The organism is Streptococcus mitis SK597, from assembly GCF_000148545.1.
GTDB lineage: Bacteria > Bacillota > Bacilli > Lactobacillales > Streptococcaceae > Streptococcus > Streptococcus mitis_C.
In genome coordinates, this window is record NZ_AEDV01000084.1 from 1 (window position 1) to 17,650 (window position 17,650).

Below are 17,650 nucleotides of genomic sequence, written 5' to 3' on the forward strand. Positions count from 1 at the left end.
GCCCAATGTTTCCATCAGGCTTCTTTTTTATCCATGTACACGTTTCATATAGTCTTGGTAACTTTCGGTATCCATGAGTTTCTTAGCATTTTTCACACGGTCTGCTGTTGGTGGTTTAACCCCTTCGAGAGAATATGGAATTCCCAGTTCACGCCATTTGAACTCACCCATGGTATGATAAGGTAGAATTTCAAACTTATCAACATTTTTGAGGGTCTTGACGAACTTACCAAGTTCAATCAAGTCATCATCTCTGTCTGTCAATCCTGGAACTAGCACATGGCGAATCCAGACAGGTTTTCCAATATCTGATAGATACTGGGCACAAGCCAAGATATTTTTATTGGTTTGGCTAGTGACAATTTTGTGCTGTTCTTCGTTGATTTCCTTGATATCCAAGAGAACCAAGTCAGTGACAGCCATGAGTTTGTCAAACTTTTCAAGGTAACGTGGTTTATTACGGAAAGGAAGGGCACAGGTATCCAAGGTACAGTGGATTCCATGTTCCTTAGCCTTGGTGAAGAGGGCAATCAGGAAATCAATCTGCAAGAGGGCTTCTCCTCCACTGACTGTAATACCACCCTTATTTCCCCAGAAACCACGGTAGCGCAAGGCTTCTGTCAAGACATCATCTACCGTCCGTTCACGTGATTTATTGGACTCCATAGCCCAAGTATCCGGGTTATGGCAATACTGGCAACGCATGTGACAGCCCTGCAAAAAGACAATAAAGCGAATACCAGGCCCATCTACTGACCCAAAGCTTTCTGTCGAATGCACCATTCCTGTCACTTGTCCATAATCAATTGTTTCTTCAGACATATCGTTACCTTCCTTGAAAACGTTTTATAGTTTTATTATATCACGACTTGAAGGAAAAACAAGATTTTTGCCTATTTTTTAGAAAGCAATCTGTTTTTCAATTTCATTTTCAATTACTTATCATCTTATTCTTCAAAATCAAAGCCATACAAGGTTGCAAAGTAGTCCTCAGGGCGCTCTGCACGGCGGATTTGACGGGCTTTCCCTTCTTCGGTATAGAGGATTTCCGCAGAACGAAGTTTGGCGTTGTACTGGTAGCCCATTGAAAAACCGTGAGCACCTGTATCATGAATTAGCAGCAAATCACCGATTTCTGTATGAGGCAGTTCGCGATTCACTGCAAATTTATCATTGTTTTCACAGAGTGAACCAACCACATCTACCACTTCAGCTGGTCCATCTGGATGGGTCACATTAGTAATATGATGGTAGGCTCCGTACATAGCTGGACGCATAAGATTGACTGCTGATGCATCCACACCCAGATAGGTACGGTAGGTTTTCTTCTTATGAGTGACTCTTGTGACCAAAGCGCCGTGAGGGGCTAACATAAAACGACCCAATTCGGTATAAATCTTAACCTGACCAAGACCTGCTGGCGTAAGAACCTCTTCATACACCTTACGAACTCCCTCACCAATCAAGGCAATATCATTTGGCTCCTGGTCAGGACGATAATTGACACCAATACCGCCAGAAAGATTGATAAAGTCTAGCGAAATCCCCAACTTTTCTTTGATTTCAACAGCCAATTCAAAGAGCTGACGCGCCAACTCTGGATAATAGAGATGGGTCACGGTATTGGACGCTAGGAAGGAGTGAATCCCAAAAGTCTTGGCTCCTTTTTCCTTCAAGATAGCAAAAGCTTCAAAGAGCTGGTCCTTGGTCATGCCAAACTTGGCTTCTCCAGGATTGTCCATGATGTCTGTCCCCAGTTCAAAAACGCCTCCAGGATTATAACGACAAGAGATAATTTCTGGAATGCCTGCTGCACGCTCTAGATGTTCAATATCTTCAAAGGCATCCAAGTTAATGGTCGCACCCAATTCACGCGCATAGGCATATTCCTTATCTGGCGTATTGTTTGAAGAGAACATGATCTCAGAACCTGGAAAATCCAGTTTATGGCTCATCAAAAGCTCCACATAACTAGAGCAGTCCACTCCACAACCTTCCTCTTGAAGAATTTTTAAAATAGCTGGGGTTGGAGTAGCCTTAACTGCAAAATATTCCTTAAAGCCCTTGTTCCACGAAAAGGCTTGGTTGACGGCTCTTGCCTTCTCACGAATTCCCTTCTCATCATACAAGTGAAAGGGAGTTGGGAACTCGGAAACAATCGCTTCTAACTGTTCTCTATTGATAAATGGTGTTTTCATATACTTCCTTCTATTCTATTTGCAAAGAAAGGCTGGGACAATCGTTCCAACCTTTAGTTCTATCTCTTATTTATCTTCGTCAAAGATATTGCCAACCTCAACATCAATGGCTTGGTTCTTGACATCAATATTGGTTACCTTCAAGAGTGACTTGTAGTCAAACTGCTTTTCACGTTCTTCTTGGGCATTATCCGCAAAGACTGCAACACCTGCCAGTTCTGAGTCGAACTCGCGCAAGAGGCTGATCATCCCGTTGACAGTTCCGCCACCTTTCAAGAAGTCATCCACAATCAAGACACGGCTGCCTGCCTTTAGACTGCGTTTTGAAAGGAACATTTTCTCGATGCGGTCACCACTTGAACCGGATACATAGTTGACGCTAACCGTTGAACCTTCGGTAATTTTCAAGTCACGGCGCACAATGACAAAAGGAACATTGAGGACATTGGCAACTGCATTTGCAAGCGGAACACCCTTGGTCGCTACTGTCATAACCGCGTCAATCTTTTGGTCCATAAAGCTCTTGGCAATAATGCGACCAATATTTTTCAAGATAGCTGGTGTGCTAAGCAAATCAGACAGGTAGATATAGCCACCTGGCAAGATACGGTCACTTTCTGACAACTTGGCACGCAAGTCTTCAACCATTTCCTTAGCATCCTGACTCGAAATAGACGGTGTAAAGATAACACCTCCGCCAGCCCCAGTTACAGTCTGGATGTGACCAATTTCGATTTCCTCAAAGGCGCGTTTGATAATGACGATATCTTCTGAGATGGATGATTTAGCAGATTCATACTTTTCAGCAAAAGTATTGAGACTAGTTAGTTTATAAGGATGATTAATCAAATAGTTGGAAATGACAACCATCCGATCACTTCTTCTTAATTTCATTTCTATTTCCCACTTCATTTAATTTTGATATTTTATCTATTATACCATATTCACATAAAAAAACGAACATTCTTATCCTAAAAATGCTCGTTTTTCTTAAATTATTAATCTAAATCTGGTTTATAGAAGGAACGATTGTCCATAGCGAAGATTTTATTGGTCATCTCTCCCTTATCCACCAAAGCAAGAGCTGTTGACATCATCATCATGCTTGCATCCAGATTGTCAATCATATGGATAATCTCTGCTTCCATAATGCGTGGACGGACTGGGCTTCCATACTCAAGTAAGCCATGGTGACTGAGGATAACGTGACGAAGCAAAACGACTTCTTCCTTGGTATCATCGATGCCGAGTTCCATCACTGTCTTGGTAATTTCACTATCAATCAGAGCGATATGCCCAAGAAGATTGCCTCGCACTGTGTACTCAGTCTGGTCTGGCCCCGTCAACTCAATGACCTTAGCCAAGTCATGCAGCATAATCCCCGCATAAAGCAGGCTCTTATTGAGCTGAGGATAGATATCGCTAATGGCATCGGCCAAACGCACCATGGTCGCCGTATGATAGGCCAAGCCCGTTTCAAAGGCATGATGGTTGGTCTTGGCAGCTGGATAGGAGTAGAATTCCTTATCATACTTGGTGTAGAGCTTTCGGACAATCCGTTGCCAAACAGGATTTTCAATTTTGAAAATCATTTGCGACATGTAGTCACGAATCTCATTGACATCAACTGGCGACTTGACCTTGAAATCAGCTGGATCATTGGGTTCGCCAGCTTGAGGCAGGCGGAGGGTAATTTGATTTACTTGAGGGGTGTTGTTATAAACTTCTCGGCGCCCTTTCATGTGGACAACCTTACCTGCTGTAAAAGCCTCAACGTTATGAGGTTGGGCATCCCAGAGCTTCCCTTCAATCTCGCCACTATCATCTTGGAAGGTAAAGGCTAGGTAGTTTTTCCCAGCTCGAGTTTGCCTCAGGTCAGCTGATTTGATTAGGTAAAAGCCTTCAAACAGCTCATCTTTTTTCATGTGACTAATCTTCATATTCTTCCTCATTTTCTTGGAAATGGAGTAGATCAAGCGCAGGCTCACCTTCTGACAACTCAATGTGACGGAGCGTCCGCTCGATAGCTGTGGTACGACGGTTTAATAATTCATCAATATTGCCAGAGGCATATTGGAGATGCTTTTGTGCCTTGACCAGAATGCCACCAAACTTGCCAAACTCGGTCTTGACGCTGGCAAGAGTCTTACTGATATGGTCGGCACTCTTTTGGATATTGAGAGTTTTGAAGCCAACTGATAGGGAGTTAAGAAGAGCTGATAGGGTACTTGGCCCTGCGACAATAATCTGCTCCTCCCGCCTCAAATCATCAAAGAAGACAGGATTGCGGACAATTTCTGAGTAGAGACCTTCTGTCGGAACAAACAAAACTCCAAAATTGGTCGTCCGAGGCGGTGCTATGTACTTGCTCTTAATATCCTTGGCAAAGCGCTTGACACTTGCTAGGAGTGACTTGCGACAGCGTTCAATCTCGTCCCTATCACCTGCTTCATAGGCTTCTTCTAGGCGGTAATAATCTGCTAGTGGAAACTTAGAGTCAATTGGTAGATAGACGTACTCTTGGTCGCCTTGTCCGGGTAACTTGATAGCATACTCAACTCGTTCACTGGAGTTTTCAACCGTTGCGTATTCTCGTTCGTACTGAGCAGGGGTCATGATGTCTTCGATGATTTGCCCCAGTTGCAATTCACCCAGAATTCCTCGCGTCTTAGTTCCAGAGAGAACCTTGTTGAGGGCTCCGACATCGCGGGCAACTGTCTGCATTTCTCCAAGACCACGATTGACCGACTCTAGTTGCTTGGAAACTGTCTCAAAGGAAGCCTGTAAGCGTGTCTGCAAGGTCTTTTCTAGTTTTTCCTCGACTGTCTGGCGCATTTGTTCCAAACGTTGCTCATTGGATTCCTGCAGGGCTTGAAGCCGTTGATCAGTCTTGTCTCTAGTTTGCAAGAGATTATCTGTCATTTCTTGACGGACCTGAGTCAGACCTTGGTGCAACTCGATTCGAACTTCTTGCAAGCGGTCGCTAACAGCTACTTCCAGATCTTTTTGATCCAACTGGCTGGCTTGCCTAGCTTGTTCAAAGCGGTAATCCAACTGGTCTGACAAGTGATCTGCCTGATCCTCCAAGCTCTTGCTGAGATGTTTTTCCTGCTTATCCTGCCTCTGCCAAATCAGAAAAAGTCCAGCTAGGTTGGCAAGCAATAATAGAACTAATAAACTTTCCATCCTACCTCCTGTCCTTACTATGCAACACGACCACATAGCCATCTGGGCAAGTCACTGACACTTCCCTATCTATATATTCGTTAGAAGCGTACACTTTTTTAAAGAAAAAATTTTCCTCAGTTAACTCATACTTAGCTCCAAGAATGGTCAGCTGGCTATCCCGAACCGGCATAAAAGCTAGATAGTCGTAGTCTGAACGGGGTTCTAGCTGACTGGTCCCTTCTGGACAATAGGCAATCAAATTTTGCCCATCCTCAATTTCTATTTGACGCATATATGGTGCCAACTTAAGATTGCTAGGTAGAAAGACGTTAGCCAACATATGGTCAATACGACCACCCAAAGCACCGAAAATAGTAACTTGAGCCTGAGGATTGTTCTTAAAGATAGTTAAGAGAGCCAATTCCAAATCAGTATCATCCTTTTCTGGTCGGGCTTGAACAAAATGCTGGGCACGTTTTTGAATCACCTGTCGCTCTTCTTCCGTCACAGAATCAAAATCTCCGACTGCTAGAGTAAGAGGCAAGGCTTCTTCCAAAACCCAGAGCGAGCCTCGATCCACACCGACAAAGCTATCAAAGTCCGTCCGATAATGACCGCGGTCTCCGCCTGCAAAAACGGCAACTCTAGTCCAGTTGTTTTCTGAGAGTTTGTACTCGCTCATTGACATCTCCCTTAAAGACATAGGAACCTGCTACAAAAACAGTCGCACCAGCTTCTTTAGCTTGAGCAATAGTTTGGTCATCAATCCCGCCATCCACTTCAATCTCAAATTTCAAACCTTTTTCATCTCGAAGGGCAACCAACTCACGGACCTTATCCATGGTCTCTGGCAGAAAAGCTTGCCCACCGAAGCCAGGGTTAACTGTCATGACTAAGACTTGGTCAACTAGGTGAAGCACGTGCTTAATCGCTTCAACAGGCGTACCAGGGTTAATGACAACCGAAGGTTTAACACCGAGTGAACGAATTTTTTGGAGGGCGCCATGAATATGAGGTGTCGCTTCCACATGGATGCTGATGATATCCGCACCTGCACGCGCGAAGTCTTCTAAATGATGCTCTGGATTCGCCACCATCAAGTGGCAGTCAAAGACCATCTTGCTATGAGGGCGAAGAGCTTCGACCACACCTGCACCAAAACTGATTTGTGGCACAAAGTGCCCATCCATGATATCGATATGGGCATACTCTGCCCCAGTTGCTTCTAGGCGTTTGATTTCACGTTCAAAGTTGGCATAATCTGCTGCCAGAATTGACGGAGCAATCTTGTATTGAGACATAGGTTTCTCCTTATTTTGGAATTTTTTTGCTGACTTTTTTATAAGTTTCTCTACGATTTTCAATTTCACTGAGGAATTGCAGGTAGTTGTCAAAACGGAAGGGCGCAATGGTACTTTCTTCAACTGCTGGCTTAACCGCACAAGAAGGCTCATGGGTATGGGTACAAGTACGGAATTTGCAGTCTCGACTGACAGTGGCAATCTCTGGGAAGGCCTGATTGAGGTCTTCTGCCGTTGATACTTCATAATCTAGTGATGAAAAGCCTGGTGTGTCCGCGATTTTTCCCCCATTGAGGTTGTAAAAACTAACAGCTCGAGTGGTGTGGCGCCCGCGACCCAGACTGTCTGAGATTTCTCCTGTTTCAAGATTGAGATCTGGTGCGATTTTATTGAGAAGAGTTGACTTCCCAACACCTGTCTGCCCCATAAAGACTGTAACCTTGCCTGTTAACAAAGGCAGGAGTTCCTCTTTACTGGTCACAAAGTCATAGCCGATGTCACCATACGTCTGTTCATAAAAATCCAGTTCTTCCCTATCTTCCAACAAATCCATTTTGGAAATATAGACAATGGGATGGATGCCCTTGTACTCCAAAAGAACCAGGAAACGATCCAGCAAATTGCTGTTAAAATCAGGCTCCTTGACAGACATGATTACTACAGCTTGGTCAATGTTGACAATAGGCGGACGGACTAGGCTATTTTTGCGTTCGTGAATCTTGAGAATATAGCCCTCTGAATTTTCCTCCGCAGAGAAATCTACCCAATCCCCAACGTAGGGTGTGTGACCTTTTTTACGGAAATTTCCACGCGCCCGTGTTTGATAGATCTGGCCATCACTCTCTACATAGTAGAAGCCTGCCAAAGCCTTAATAATTTGTCCCTGCATCTTAGAGTCCTTGCCCTTTAAGCGCATCTGCTAGGCTGGCAAACTCTGCCAAGCTGAGAGCTTCCCCACGTACACTTGGTGACAATCCTGCTTGGTCCAAAGCCTTGGTCAGCTTGTCCTTGACCTCTTCAGTCTTGCCAAAGTAACCTGTCAAATTGTTCCACAAGGTCTTGCGGCGATGGGTGAAACTAGCCTTGGAAATCTTAAAGAAGAAGCTCTCGTCTTCCACTGCTACAGCTGGCTCTGGACGACGCACCATTTTCAAAATAGCAGAGTCCACGTTTGGTGCTGGCACAAAGACCGTACGAGGTACAATGAAGGCAACCTTGGCAGTCATGTAATACTGCACAGCGATTGACAAACTACCATATGCCTTGGTATTTGGTTGAGCGGAAATGCGGTCCGCTACCTCTTTTTGCATCATGACCACAAACTCACTAAACGGAATGCCACTCTCAATCAAGTGCATGAGAATAGGCGTTGTGATGTAGTAAGGCAAATTAGCCACTACCTTGATTGGCAGGTCAGGATTTTTGAAATTCTGGATATGTTGCGCCAAATCGACTTTGAGAATGTCCTCGTTGACTACGGTCACATTGTCAAAATCACGCAAGGTATCTGCCAAAATCGGTACCAAACGGTGGTCGATCTCAAAGGCCATAACTTCCGCTGCACGCTCAGCCAGAAACTCCGTCAAGGCACCAATCCCTGGGCCAATTTCAATGACATTAACTTGGTCATCAATCTCAGCCGTATCCACGATTTTTTGAAGGATATTGGTATCCGTCAAGAAATTTTGCCCAAAGGACTTTTTAAAGGTAAAACCGTGACGCTCCAGCACTGCCTTGGTCACGCTATAATCTGCAATTCTCATCTATTCTCTTTTCTATTATCTGTTACTACTATTGTAACACATTCCCCTTGTATTTTGGGGGTGAAAATCATACCAAAAAACTATCTTTCCTCATGAAGAAAGATAGTCTTGGAAATCTTTAAAGGGGGACTGAGCGGTTCTCTCGAAACATCCGTTCATACTCTTCGAAAATCAAATTCAAACCACGTCAGCTTCACCTTGCCGTACTCAAGTACAGCCTGCGGCTAGCTTCCTAGTTTGCTCTTTGATTTTCATTGAGTATCAAAAAAATCAGCTTCTTGATAACTTCGATTTTCAGGTAGGGTCAAATCTACATCCTCCTCCACATCGTCCACTGTAAATTCAACCGTTTGAGGTAAATTTTTCAAACGATAATGCTTTTGCCTTTGCCCTTCAATGCTAGCAAAATCAAGCAAATATCCATTTACTCGGATTTGAACCAAAAGGAGATGATTGGTCATATTTTCCATGATGAGGATGTCTTCTAAACCACCTCTGACACTGGGATAATCAGATACCCTGCGAATACGGATTTTTTAACACATGAGCAAGCTCCCTCATATCAATAATTTCATCTGCCTTATTCCAGACTAGGGGATTATGGGTTGCAATGATAATGATTCGATTTTCATCTTTCAAATCCACCAAGAGATTCATAACCTCCTCTGAATTTTCAGGATCAAGGCATAGACCTTGCCCTTCTCCAGCTTGAGGTTTAAACCAGAGAAAATCGCGCGGTCATTAAACTTCTTTTCCAATCCTTGAATATCAATCATCTTATTTTCCTTTCAATACTGCCATGCTACCAGCTTCTTCTTTTTTGTCCTGCCTTACTAAAATCAAGAGGGCGTTAAGCGTAAACAAAGCTACAACTAGAGCGCTAATCAAACCATCTCTTGTCAAAATACTAGATAGGACTAAGCCAAGCAAGAGAACTCCTCCTTGCGCCAGTAAATACTTGCCATGAAGCTCATAGATTGTCATACCAGCAAGACGTTTAATCATAAGCTCCCGTCTGAACTGCTCAAAATAGAGAAGATTCATGGAATCAAATAACAAGATAGCCGTAGACAGGGTCAAAATCGTCCCAATAAGGAGAGAGTAAAACTCCACCCATTTGTCATTTAGTACCTTGGCAAAAAATAGCTGGCTTTTTACCAAGTAAGAAACCTTGTGATACAGACCTTGCTCTTTTAGAGCTGTGATGCTGTCTCCATATCGATCTAGTTTCAAGGCACTATTAGCCGTAGTTCCCCACAACATCCCTGCAACAGGTCTTGTTCCAGTCGCTTGCGGCGTTAGAACTACAATAATCGGATCTTTTAGGTACTGGCGTGTTGTCTTGTACCCATCATTATAGAGGAAACGTTCCTGTCCTGTTTCTGTAAAAGCTAGCGTTACCTGTGGAAGGTAGTGTTTCTGACTCGTCGCCTCTACACTTTCAGATGAAAATCTTTGCAGGTAATCTGTAAACAATCCTTGGTAGTAGGCAGACTGCTCTCGCAAGCTCTCAGGCAAAATCAGCCCAAACTCTCCCTCAGACAAGTTTTGCATCTTATCCATAAACTCTGAAGAAACGGTAATCTTTTCTTCTATCAGATAGCGCGGTGAGACATAGATAACATTCCCTGACGGTGTGTAGTCATTGAGACGATTGCCATCTAGGTCCACTTCTGCTCCATCTGAGAAATTGTCAACATTGCTCATAATATAAAAAGAGTCTGTATTGGCTAACCGTTCTTCAGTAAATGTCTGCCACTCACGATTATCCTTACGCATTCCTTCTTCATCGGCAAATGCACTAGACCAACCAAAGGATAGACGGTAACGGTCTGAGGACTGGCTCCATTTATCGCTAGCTCTCTCCATCTCCTGCATTTCACGGTAGTGAGGTAGGAGAGCAGTCGCACTCGATCCGACCACCAGTACGGCTAAAAGTTGCCCCACCATCATCAATGTCATCATACGTTTGAGAGGGAGTTTCCCTTTCAATAGATCCACCAGACTATTTTCCTGTAAACCAAGTAGATACACGACACTTAGTAAGGTAGAAATCCCTGCCAAGGTCAATCCATAGAGTAGAAGAGCAATGATGACCAGTTGCACCGTTGCCATAAACAAGGCACCTTGATACCAGAGAATCCCCAATCCCAAAAGACTGGATACCAGTACTGAGCAGATAAGCTGTCTCACATCTTCTAACACTGGTCTGAGAGCAACTCCAAACAAGCTCTCACCAGCTATTAAGCGAATCCCTGCCTGACGAAGGGACTTGATCCGATAAATCAGGGTCAGACTCATAAAAGTCAGCAGAAAAATAGCTAGACTCAGTAGCCCCATTGGGGTAGCAGCCAAGAGGACGACCATCGAAAATGCCTCCGTTCTATTCGAGACAACACCATTATAACCAAGTTCTTGCAGGGCGGTCTGTAAGCTCACTCCATCCAAACTCCCTGACACAATCAAGTAAGACCCTAATAAATCACTCGTTTCTGCACTCTCCTTGGAGGAAATGGTCAAACCTTCTGGAAGTTCTCCCTCACCATAAGTAGCATAGGTAAAGCGTGTTTCTCCAGCTTCATTTGGCTCAACGATCCGACGGGCGATGAGACTATTGTGCTCTACTGCCAAGTTACTCAAAGCCTCTGTCACCTCTTCGCGACCAGCTACTGGCTGGTCTAGCCCAGTACCCATCACGTCAACAGAGGGATAGTTACCAAATAAAATCTCTTCTCGATGGTCAACAGAATTTATCACCATATAAAGCGATACCAATACCATTGAAATCAAAATAAATAAGCGTTTCATCATTTCCTCCAAAAAGTTACTTGGTCACTTAGTGAGAAGATGACCAAGTAAAGCTAAACAATAGGGCTATACCATTCTAAACATTATAGTAGAATGCAACTTTCTCTCCCCAAGAAGTACGAATCCATGCACGAGAAGTCCCTCCAGCACCAGCATATCCCTTATCAGATGAACTATTCCATCTGCTGGAAACCGTTGAACTATGGTATTTTGACGGGTGATAGTAGTTTGAGTAAGCACCGCCGTTAGCTGAACCATACGTCCAGACACCACCATCTGGATACTTAACCGCGGCCGATACTACTGCACTCTTCCACCTAATGTTGTTGCAACGCTCGCTACAAGGGCTAATTTTTTAACTGTTTGTTTCATATTAATACTCCTCTATTTTTGATTACAAGATTGTTGAGTTATTTGCTCCTCTTTCCATTATCAACGTTGATACTATTATATTACTAAATGATATTCTAAAATTATTTGTTTTTCTCTAAATTGTCAAAATAGCACCCTGAAATGAACTTTTATAGTCATTATACTCCATCTTTATCACACTACCAAGGACGTCAACGTCCTTAAAATAGAACTATTTCGTGTCATTTTTAGCTTATATATAAAAAAACAGCCCTAAAGACGAACTTTAGAACTATTTCAAGACCAGAACAAGGACATTATTGTCATTGCTTCACTATGTTTATAAATATTCTTACCCTATTATAAAACGAAGGACACATAAAAAGGTGCCTATTTGATGTACTCTGATTGCAAAATACCACAAAGTAAATTTAACATAATCTCCAATCATTCGTATAAACAATTGTGTGAAACTAATCCGAGAAAAATCAATCACTAGTTATCAGAGACTTTTTTTAGGATTATTGTTTATTACTCGCAAATGGTAAACACGGATTATTCCTACTACTATAAGAACAACTAAATAAGACTGAGTACAGGATTATTTCTTTAAATTATTCGTTTCCTTCTTTATAAAACGGATATGTAACTATTATACCCAAAGTACTAATTATAATTTTAAAGATTGCACCTAAAATATTTAAAGTTGATAAATCAAGTATTCCGTGTATTAGGTATAGTAGACAGAAAAAGAATGGAAGGTATTTTTTTAATTTTTTCATAAACTATAGTGCTATCAAGGTCAAAGCTTTAGCTACTGTCCAAGCCATCCAATCTGGCATACCTGCACGCTTACAAGCCTGGTAGATTCCATCTTCAATCCAACCAGTAAAGTGTTCTAGTGTACTCAATATGGCATTCAATCCTATATATTGATTTATCCATCTTTTAACATTCGAAGGGAGTTTACTATAACCTTTTCGAATAGCTGTAACTGAAAAAGACCACTTTCCTCTGTCCATTTTAGCAGCTTGGATATCCTCTTGCGAAACAGTATCTTTATCAAATTCTAATATACGTCCGTTATCTATGTAGATATGTTTTCCTTCACTATTAGTTGCCGTAGAACGTTTTGAAACTTGAGTTGCTTTATCCGAAACTGAATATGTAGAAGCAAAAGCAGTTGCAGATGGGAGAGCAACAGTACTTAATGTTAAAAAGCAACTTAAAACAATTGCTGTTTTTGTTAAAATCTTATTTTTCATTTTATTTTCTCCTCGAAATATACATTTTTATCATAACTATCCTAATAAACTGACACTTTGCCCTAAAGAATCTATTTTGAAACTAAGTAGACATAACTAAATTTTATTTAAACCACCAAGTAACTAAATAAAATAAACTAAAAAAGTTCATATTGTAATCTCCTTTCACGTTTTAATTGATTATAAATTATTCTTAAATAAACTCCAAGGACATCAATGTCCTTAAAATAGAACTATTTCGTGTCATTTTTAGCTTATATATAAAAAAACAGCCCTAAAGACGAACTTTAGAACTGTTTTGATGTAAGAACAAGGACATTTTTGTCATTGCTTCACGATATTTATAAATATTTTTTTAAATCTTCTTGCCATTGTTTTTCTAACATAGTAACTAAATAAGAATTTTCTATTATATCAGCAAATAGCTTCGATTTCTGATAGAACTGTTCGGCAGATACATAATCATTGTTTATTATTAGAGATAATTTCCACTCCAACATTAATATAATTGGTTTCTTCTGGAAATCTTGTGTTTTTTCCATTATATGATTAAGGCTAAAGATATAAGATTCTAGTGAATCATAAGACGACAAATTATCCAAACAGGCTAGACCCGAAAACAAAGTGTTACTTAAAGCAAACAGATATTCTGGTGCAATTAATTCTACATGATTTGTCAAACGAACTAAAAACGAATGAATTCTGTTAATTTCTTCAATCTGATTTTGACCTTGTTTTATCTTTGTAAGCACTATAGCAAAATATAAGTTGATAACTTCTAATTCATTTATCAAAAACAATTCCTTATCATAAATTGTTTTAAAATAATCGTCCAGTACGGTTTCCCCATATTCTGGTCGTCCGCTTCTAATAACATCTATCGTTGCTCTAGTAGCTTCAAACCATACTTTTTCCTCATTAGGAAGTTGCTCATAAAATAAATCCTCTATCTCTTCCAAACACGCTTCTTTTTTATCGTATTCCTCTTCTTTACCATAGATTGGTTCACGTAAAATCTGGTATTTCAATTCTAAATAAGCAGGAGGAAGAGCTGAAAAATCCGGCATAAGGCTATAAGCTGGAACTCCTAACCGGCGAGCAATATAGTCTAACTTCGGCAAACTCGGTTGCGAAGCTCCACTTTCAATTCGCGATAGTTGACGAACCGTCAGTTCTTGCTCATCTCCACAAAAATCTGGACGACTAATTCCTTTTTCTATCCGAATCTCTTTGATTTTTTGACCAATTAACATCAGACGCCTCCTCTTCTACCTACTTCGAAAAATACTGTGAAACTTAAAAAATTGTAACGGCTACATCTTTCCTACTCATAAGATTTCATAGCTTCTTCCACTTCTGCCAAGGTGACTCCAAACAACTCCAGGCGTTTGAGGAGTTGCTTACCGTTGGAATAACCAATTCGGAGAGCCTCTCCTAGATATTCTCGTCGCTTACGACTATCTGCTCCCGCTAGAAAACCAAGGCGAATCAAGTCGCTACGACTGATGTCAAACTGACTCTCATGTTCAAATTGTTCTGTCACCTGAGCTAGAGCCGTTTTCAAGTCTTCATAACTGGCATGCTCAATTCCCAGAGAACGGCCCTTGGTCTTGGACTTAGGAACAGCTTCATCTCGTTTGAGGAAGGCATGCTGAACTGTTGGAATGGCCGTCATAATCATGCGCCGAATCCGCTCCCCATTAAAATCTGGGTCTGTAAAGACAATGACTCCATGACGTTGGTGTAGGCGCTGAATCCGTTCTAGATCCTGCTCATTGATGGCAGAACCTCGGGTCTCATAGGTCTCTACATCGAAATAGCGTTTGAGATTGGCCGTATCATCGCGACCTTCGACCACGATGACTTGAGAAATTTTTTCTTTCATTACTTGCTGTCCAATCCAAAAATTCGTTCTGCATTTGCAGTCGTTGCTGCCGCTAGCTCTTCTGTCGTCATACCACGCAAGTCGGCGATAAAGTCCACTACATAGCGAGTATAGGCTGTTTTGTTTTCGCGACCACGTTTAGGAACAGGAGCCAAGTAGGGAGCATCCGTTTCCACCAAAATCTTGTCCAAAGGTAACTCTTTAGCCGCTTCTTGGATGTCAGTTGCCTTCTTGAAAGTCACCACTCCTGAGAAGGAAATGGTCATGCCAAGCGCAACAAACTTCTCTGCCCATTCAAGAGTCCCTGAGAAAGAATGCATGATACCACCACGAGGACCAACTCCCTCACTCTTGATAATCTCATAGGTGTCTTCCAGCGCATCACGGGTATGGACAACAAAAGGCAAATCCAAGTCCTTAGATAGCTGAATCTGACGGCGAAAAACCTGCTCCTGCACCTCTTTGGGCGCTGTCATCCAATGATAATCCAAACCAATCTCACCCAAGGCAACTACCTTTGGATGCTTGAGCTTATCAAGCAAGTAGTCTTCAATTTCCTCTGTGTAAGTCCCTGCTTCTGTCGGATGCCAACCGATAGTCGCATAGAGCTGGTCATACTCATCTACCAACTCCAAGGCACGCTCAATCGTCGGTTTATCAAAACCAACAATATTCATCTGTGTCACACCCATCTCAGCAGCCAAGGCAATTTCTTCTGCCTCACGACCTGCAAATTCTTCTACATTCAAGTGTGTATGTGTATCAAAAATCATCTCTTCTAACCTCGTTTTCTATCTACTATTATAGCAAAAAAACTGACCTCTCTCCTCATCTGAAAAAAATATTCTAAAACCCATTATCATCTCTTGACGCTCTTTTTCCAAAGCAGTATAATAGCACTTATTGAAATTTTCAGAAAAGGAAAATACCATGTTTACAAAATTAAAACAGACTTTTATCGGTCGTCCTCTTAAGTCATTAACTGAAGGCGAAGGGGGACTACTGGGAAAAATGCAGGCCTTGGCCATGTTGTCAAGCGACGCTCTATCTTCCATTGCCTATGGGCCTGAGCAAGTAGTCCTCGTCTTGGCTAGTCTCTCTCCTCTTGCGATATGGTGGAGCCTTCCTATCGGCCTCTTTGTCCTCCTGCTCCTAGCTAGCCTGACCGTCTCCTACCGTCAAATCATCCATGCCTACCCTCAAGGGGGAGGGGCCTATATGGTTACTCGAGAAAATCTATCTCCCGAACTTGGCTTAATCGCTGGAGGTAGTCTGCTAGTTGACTACATGCTGACCGTAGCGGTATCTGTTTCATCTGGAGCGGACGCTATCACAGCAGCTCTCCCTGCTCTACACCCTTACAACCTCCATATTTCCATTTTTCTAGTTTGCTTGCTCATGCTCTTGAATTTACGGGGCTTAAAAGAATCTGCCAGTTCACTGATGATTCCTGTCTATCTCTTTATCATCAGTACTGTCTTTCTCTTGCTCTACGGAATCTTTCAACTAATGACAGGGTCTCTCAGCTATCAGGCAACTTCACCTATTGGGCATGCTGTTCCGAGCCTGTCTATCGTTCTCATTCTAAGAGCCTTTACCAGCGGTTCTGCCTCTCTGACAGGAGTTGAAGCTATTTCAAATGCCGTTCCCTTTTTCAAGGCTCCAAAAGAAAAGAATGCCGCTCAAACCTTGACCATTATGTCACTGATTTTAGGTTTTCTTTTTGCAGGCATTACCTTCCTAAACTACTGGATGGGGATTATGCCTCAACACGGAGAAACTATTCTTTCACAGATGGCTCAAGGCATCCTTGGCAATTCCTTCTTAGGACACCTTGGCTATTATATCTTCCAATTCTCCACAGCCTTGATTTTGGCCGTAGCTGCAAATACTGGCTTTTCGGCCTTCCCTATGCTGGCTTACAATATGGCTAAAAACAAATACATGCCCCATCTCTTTATGGAAAAAGGAGACCGGCTAGGCTACTCCAATGGAATTTTAACTCTGGCTTTTGGTGCTATGATTCTTCTTCTCATTTTTAATGGCAATACCGAACGTTTGATTCCTCTTTATACTATCGGGGTCTTCGTGCCCTTCGCCCTATCTCAGACTGGGATGATTCGCCATTGGAAAAAAGAAAAAGGGACAAATTTCTTAAAACCTGCCCTTGCCAATATCCTTGGAGCCATCATTTGCTACGCTATCGTGCTAATCCTGCTCTTTTTCCGTCTCAGTGATATCTGGCCTTTCTTCCCGATTATTCTCGTACTCACCCTACTCTTCTTGGCAATTCACAGTCATTACCAAAAAGTAGCCCAACAACTGCGACTCTATGAAGGAGTCGAAAAACGTACTTATGACGGTAATCTGGTTCTGGTCCTAGTAGGAAATGTCACCCGAGTCAGTGTCGGAGCCATTAACTACGCTCAAAGTATCGGTGACGAAGTCCTAGTCATGCATATTTCTACCAAGGAAACCGCAGAAAAAGACCAAGAAATTCTCCAAGAATTTGCCGATTACTTCCCAACCATTACTCTGAAAAATATCAAGACCAGCTACCGCGACATCATCACCCCTACTGTCAAGTATGTCAAACGAATCTCTGAGGATGCCCAGAAAAAGAACTATACAGTCACTGTCCTGGTACCCCAGTTTATCCCTAATAAACCTTGGCAAAATATCCTGCATAATCAGATGATTCTCAAACTCAAATATGCCCTTCGTTGGCACCAAGACGTCGTTGTCGCTAGCTACTCTTATCACTTAAAAGAATAAAGAAAAGGCCCTACCAGAATCAAAAGCGTCTGGTAAGGCCTTTTTCTGAATCCAGCCACTATGCTTATACTCAATGAAAATCAAAGAGCAAACTAGGAAGCTAGCCGCAGGCTGCTCAAAGCACTGCTTTGAGGTC

At 42.2% G+C, this 17,650-nt stretch carries 18 protein-coding genes and 1 pseudogene; 1 reads left to right on the plus strand and 18 read right to left on the minus strand.

All coding sequences use genetic code 11. The features are described from left to right. Positions 1-27 precede the first annotated feature (27 nt). From pflA to SMSK597_RS11095, 18 genes and pseudogenes are all read right to left on the minus strand, one after another. Positions 28-822: a pyruvate formate-lyase-activating protein gene (gene pflA, locus SMSK597_RS11030; RefSeq protein ID WP_001288286.1), complete on the minus strand. Its 795-nt coding sequence runs from the start codon at positions 820-822 to the stop codon at positions 28-30. A gap of 125 nt (positions 823-947) precedes the next feature. After that, positions 948-2,198: a diaminopimelate decarboxylase gene (locus SMSK597_RS11035; RefSeq protein ID WP_000856536.1), complete on the minus strand. Its 1,251-nt coding sequence runs from the start codon at positions 2,196-2,198 to the stop codon at positions 948-950. Positions 2,199-2,264: 66 nt separating this feature from the next. Then, positions 2,265-3,092, minus strand: coding sequence for a pur operon repressor (purR, locus tag SMSK597_RS11040; RefSeq protein ID WP_025169708.1), 828 nt, complete (start codon positions 3,090-3,092; stop codon positions 2,265-2,267). Between the two features lie 104 nt (positions 3,093-3,196). Then, positions 3,197-4,138 (minus strand): 3'-5' exoribonuclease YhaM family protein, encoded by a 942-nt coding sequence (locus SMSK597_RS0103085; RefSeq protein WP_000703194.1) that lies wholly within the window; start codon positions 4,136-4,138, stop codon positions 3,197-3,199. After that, positions 4,128-5,384: a DNA recombination protein RmuC gene (locus SMSK597_RS11045; RefSeq protein WP_000444782.1), complete on the minus strand. Its 1,257-nt coding sequence runs from the start codon at positions 5,382-5,384 to the stop codon at positions 4,128-4,130. The genes SMSK597_RS0103085 and SMSK597_RS11045 overlap by 11 nt, the downstream gene beginning before the upstream one ends. Position 5,385: 1 nt before the next feature. Continuing rightward, positions 5,386-6,048 (minus strand): thiamine diphosphokinase, encoded by a 663-nt coding sequence (locus SMSK597_RS11050; RefSeq protein WP_000006134.1) that lies wholly within the window; start codon positions 6,046-6,048, stop codon positions 5,386-5,388. Continuing rightward, complete coding sequence (gene rpe / locus SMSK597_RS11055) at positions 6,011-6,667, minus strand: ribulose-phosphate 3-epimerase (RefSeq protein WP_000084989.1); 657 nt, start codon at positions 6,665-6,667, stop codon at positions 6,011-6,013. Before rpe ends, SMSK597_RS11050 begins: the two co-directional genes overlap by 38 nt. A gap of 10 nt (positions 6,668-6,677) precedes the next feature. Further along, the gene (rsgA, locus tag SMSK597_RS11060) at positions 6,678-7,556 is read right to left on the minus strand and encodes a ribosome small subunit-dependent GTPase A (protein WP_001161959.1); all 879 of its coding nucleotides are present in this window, start codon (positions 7,554-7,556) and stop codon (positions 6,678-6,680) included. Position 7,557: 1 nt separating this feature from the next. Then, positions 7,558-8,430, minus strand: coding sequence for a 16S rRNA (adenine(1518)-N(6)/adenine(1519)-N(6))-dimethyltransferase RsmA (gene rsmA, locus SMSK597_RS11065; RefSeq protein WP_001216841.1), 873 nt, complete (start codon positions 8,428-8,430; stop codon positions 7,558-7,560). A gap of 251 nt (positions 8,431-8,681) precedes the next feature. After that, complete coding sequence (locus SMSK597_RS11070) at positions 8,682-8,963, minus strand: hypothetical protein (RefSeq protein ID WP_255261791.1); 282 nt, start codon at positions 8,961-8,963, stop codon at positions 8,682-8,684. Further along, positions 8,941-9,087 carry a hypothetical protein gene (locus tag SMSK597_RS14120; protein WP_001050985.1) on the minus strand — a complete coding sequence of 49 codons (147 nt, stop codon included), beginning with the start codon at positions 9,085-9,087 and terminating at the stop codon, positions 8,941-8,943. The genes SMSK597_RS11070 and SMSK597_RS14120 overlap by 23 nt, the downstream gene beginning before the upstream one ends. Next, on the minus strand, positions 9,084-9,206 hold the full coding sequence (locus SMSK597_RS14125) for a hypothetical protein (RefSeq protein ID WP_004238449.1): 123 nt from the start codon (positions 9,204-9,206) through the stop codon (positions 9,084-9,086). Before SMSK597_RS14125 ends, SMSK597_RS14120 begins: the two co-directional genes overlap by 4 nt. Before the next feature lies 1 nt (position 9,207). Continuing rightward, positions 9,208-11,238, minus strand: coding sequence for a bacteriocin-associated integral membrane family protein (locus tag SMSK597_RS11080; protein ID WP_000825234.1), 2,031 nt, complete (start codon positions 11,236-11,238; stop codon positions 9,208-9,210). A 76-nt stretch (positions 11,239-11,314) separates the two neighbouring features. Continuing rightward, positions 11,315-11,610 (minus strand): annotated as a pseudogene (locus SMSK597_RS0103090) (lactococcin 972 family bacteriocin). Positions 11,611-12,374: 764 nt separating this feature from the next. Next, complete coding sequence (locus tag SMSK597_RS11085) at positions 12,375-12,854, minus strand: hypothetical protein (protein ID WP_000790986.1); 480 nt, start codon at positions 12,852-12,854, stop codon at positions 12,375-12,377. Positions 12,855-13,195: 341 nt separating this feature from the next. Beyond that, on the minus strand, positions 13,196-14,107 hold the full coding sequence (locus tag SMSK597_RS11090; RefSeq protein WP_000904843.1) for a helix-turn-helix domain-containing protein: 912 nt from the start codon (positions 14,105-14,107) through the stop codon (positions 13,196-13,198). A 71-nt stretch (positions 14,108-14,178) separates the two neighbouring features. Continuing rightward, positions 14,179-14,739 (minus strand): ribonuclease M5, encoded by a 561-nt coding sequence (rnmV, locus tag SMSK597_RS0103095; protein WP_000659997.1) that lies wholly within the window; start codon positions 14,737-14,739, stop codon positions 14,179-14,181. Further along, positions 14,739-15,512: a TatD family hydrolase gene (locus tag SMSK597_RS11095; RefSeq protein ID WP_000575613.1), complete on the minus strand. Its 774-nt coding sequence runs from the start codon at positions 15,510-15,512 to the stop codon at positions 14,739-14,741. Before SMSK597_RS11095 ends, rnmV begins: the two co-directional genes overlap by 1 nt. Positions 15,513-15,669: 157 nt before the next feature. Here SMSK597_RS11095 and SMSK597_RS11100 point away from each other — a divergent pair, with 157 nt between their 5' ends. Next, the gene (locus SMSK597_RS11100) at positions 15,670-17,514 is read left to right on the plus strand and encodes an APC family permease (protein ID WP_000494449.1); all 1,845 of its coding nucleotides are present in this window, start codon (positions 15,670-15,672) and stop codon (positions 17,512-17,514) included. Positions 17,515-17,650: the final 136 nt, after the last annotated feature.

What these genes read in the sequence shown, in the direction of transcription:
- SMSK597_RS14125 (WP_004238449.1), bottom strand. Translation starts at nt 9,206, where the DNA reads ATGATTGATATTCAAGGATTGGAAAAGAAGTTTAATGACCGCGCGATT.
- SMSK597_RS11100 (WP_000494449.1), top strand. Translation starts at nt 15,670, where the DNA reads ATGTTTACAAAATTAAAACAGACTTTTATCGGTCGTCCTCTTAAGTCA.
- SMSK597_RS11085 (WP_000790986.1), bottom strand. Translation starts at nt 12,854, where the DNA reads ATGAAAAATAAGATTTTAACAAAAACAGCAATTGTTTTAAGTTGCTTT.
- rnmV (WP_000659997.1), bottom strand. Translation starts at nt 14,739, where the DNA reads ATGAAAGAAAAAATTTCTCAAGTCATCGTGGTCGAAGGTCGCGATGAT.
- SMSK597_RS11080 (WP_000825234.1), bottom strand. Translation starts at nt 11,238, where the DNA reads ATGAAACGCTTATTTATTTTGATTTCAATGGTATTGGTATCGCTTTAT.
- rsgA (WP_001161959.1), bottom strand. Translation starts at nt 7,556, where the DNA reads ATGCAGGGACAAATTATTAAGGCTTTGGCAGGCTTCTACTATGTAGAG.
- SMSK597_RS11035 (WP_000856536.1), bottom strand. Translation starts at nt 2,198, where the DNA reads ATGAAAACACCATTTATCAATAGAGAACAGTTAGAAGCGATTGTTTCC.
- pflA (WP_001288286.1), bottom strand. Translation starts at nt 822, where the DNA reads ATGTCTGAAGAAACAATTGATTATGGACAAGTGACAGGAATGGTGCAT.
- SMSK597_RS0103085 (WP_000703194.1), bottom strand. Translation starts at nt 4,138, where the DNA reads ATGAAGATTAGTCACATGAAAAAAGATGAGCTGTTTGAAGGCTTTTAC.
- SMSK597_RS11095 (WP_000575613.1), bottom strand. Translation starts at nt 15,512, where the DNA reads ATGATTTTTGATACACATACACACTTGAATGTAGAAGAATTTGCAGGT.
- SMSK597_RS11050 (WP_000006134.1), bottom strand. Translation starts at nt 6,048, where the DNA reads ATGAGCGAGTACAAACTCTCAGAAAACAACTGGACTAGAGTTGCCGTT.
- rsmA (WP_001216841.1), bottom strand. Translation starts at nt 8,430, where the DNA reads ATGAGAATTGCAGATTATAGCGTGACCAAGGCAGTGCTGGAGCGTCAC.
- SMSK597_RS11045 (WP_000444782.1), bottom strand. Translation starts at nt 5,384, where the DNA reads ATGGAAAGTTTATTAGTTCTATTATTGCTTGCCAACCTAGCTGGACTT.
- SMSK597_RS14120 (WP_001050985.1), bottom strand. Translation starts at nt 9,087, where the DNA reads ATGAATCTCTTGGTGGATTTGAAAGATGAAAATCGAATCATTATCATT.
- purR (WP_025169708.1), bottom strand. Translation starts at nt 3,092, where the DNA reads ATGAAATTAAGAAGAAGTGATCGGATGGTTGTCATTTCCAACTATTTG.
- rpe (WP_000084989.1), bottom strand. Translation starts at nt 6,667, where the DNA reads ATGTCTCAATACAAGATTGCTCCGTCAATTCTGGCAGCAGATTATGCC.
- SMSK597_RS11090 (WP_000904843.1), bottom strand. Translation starts at nt 14,107, where the DNA reads ATGTTAATTGGTCAAAAAATCAAAGAGATTCGGATAGAAAAAGGAATT.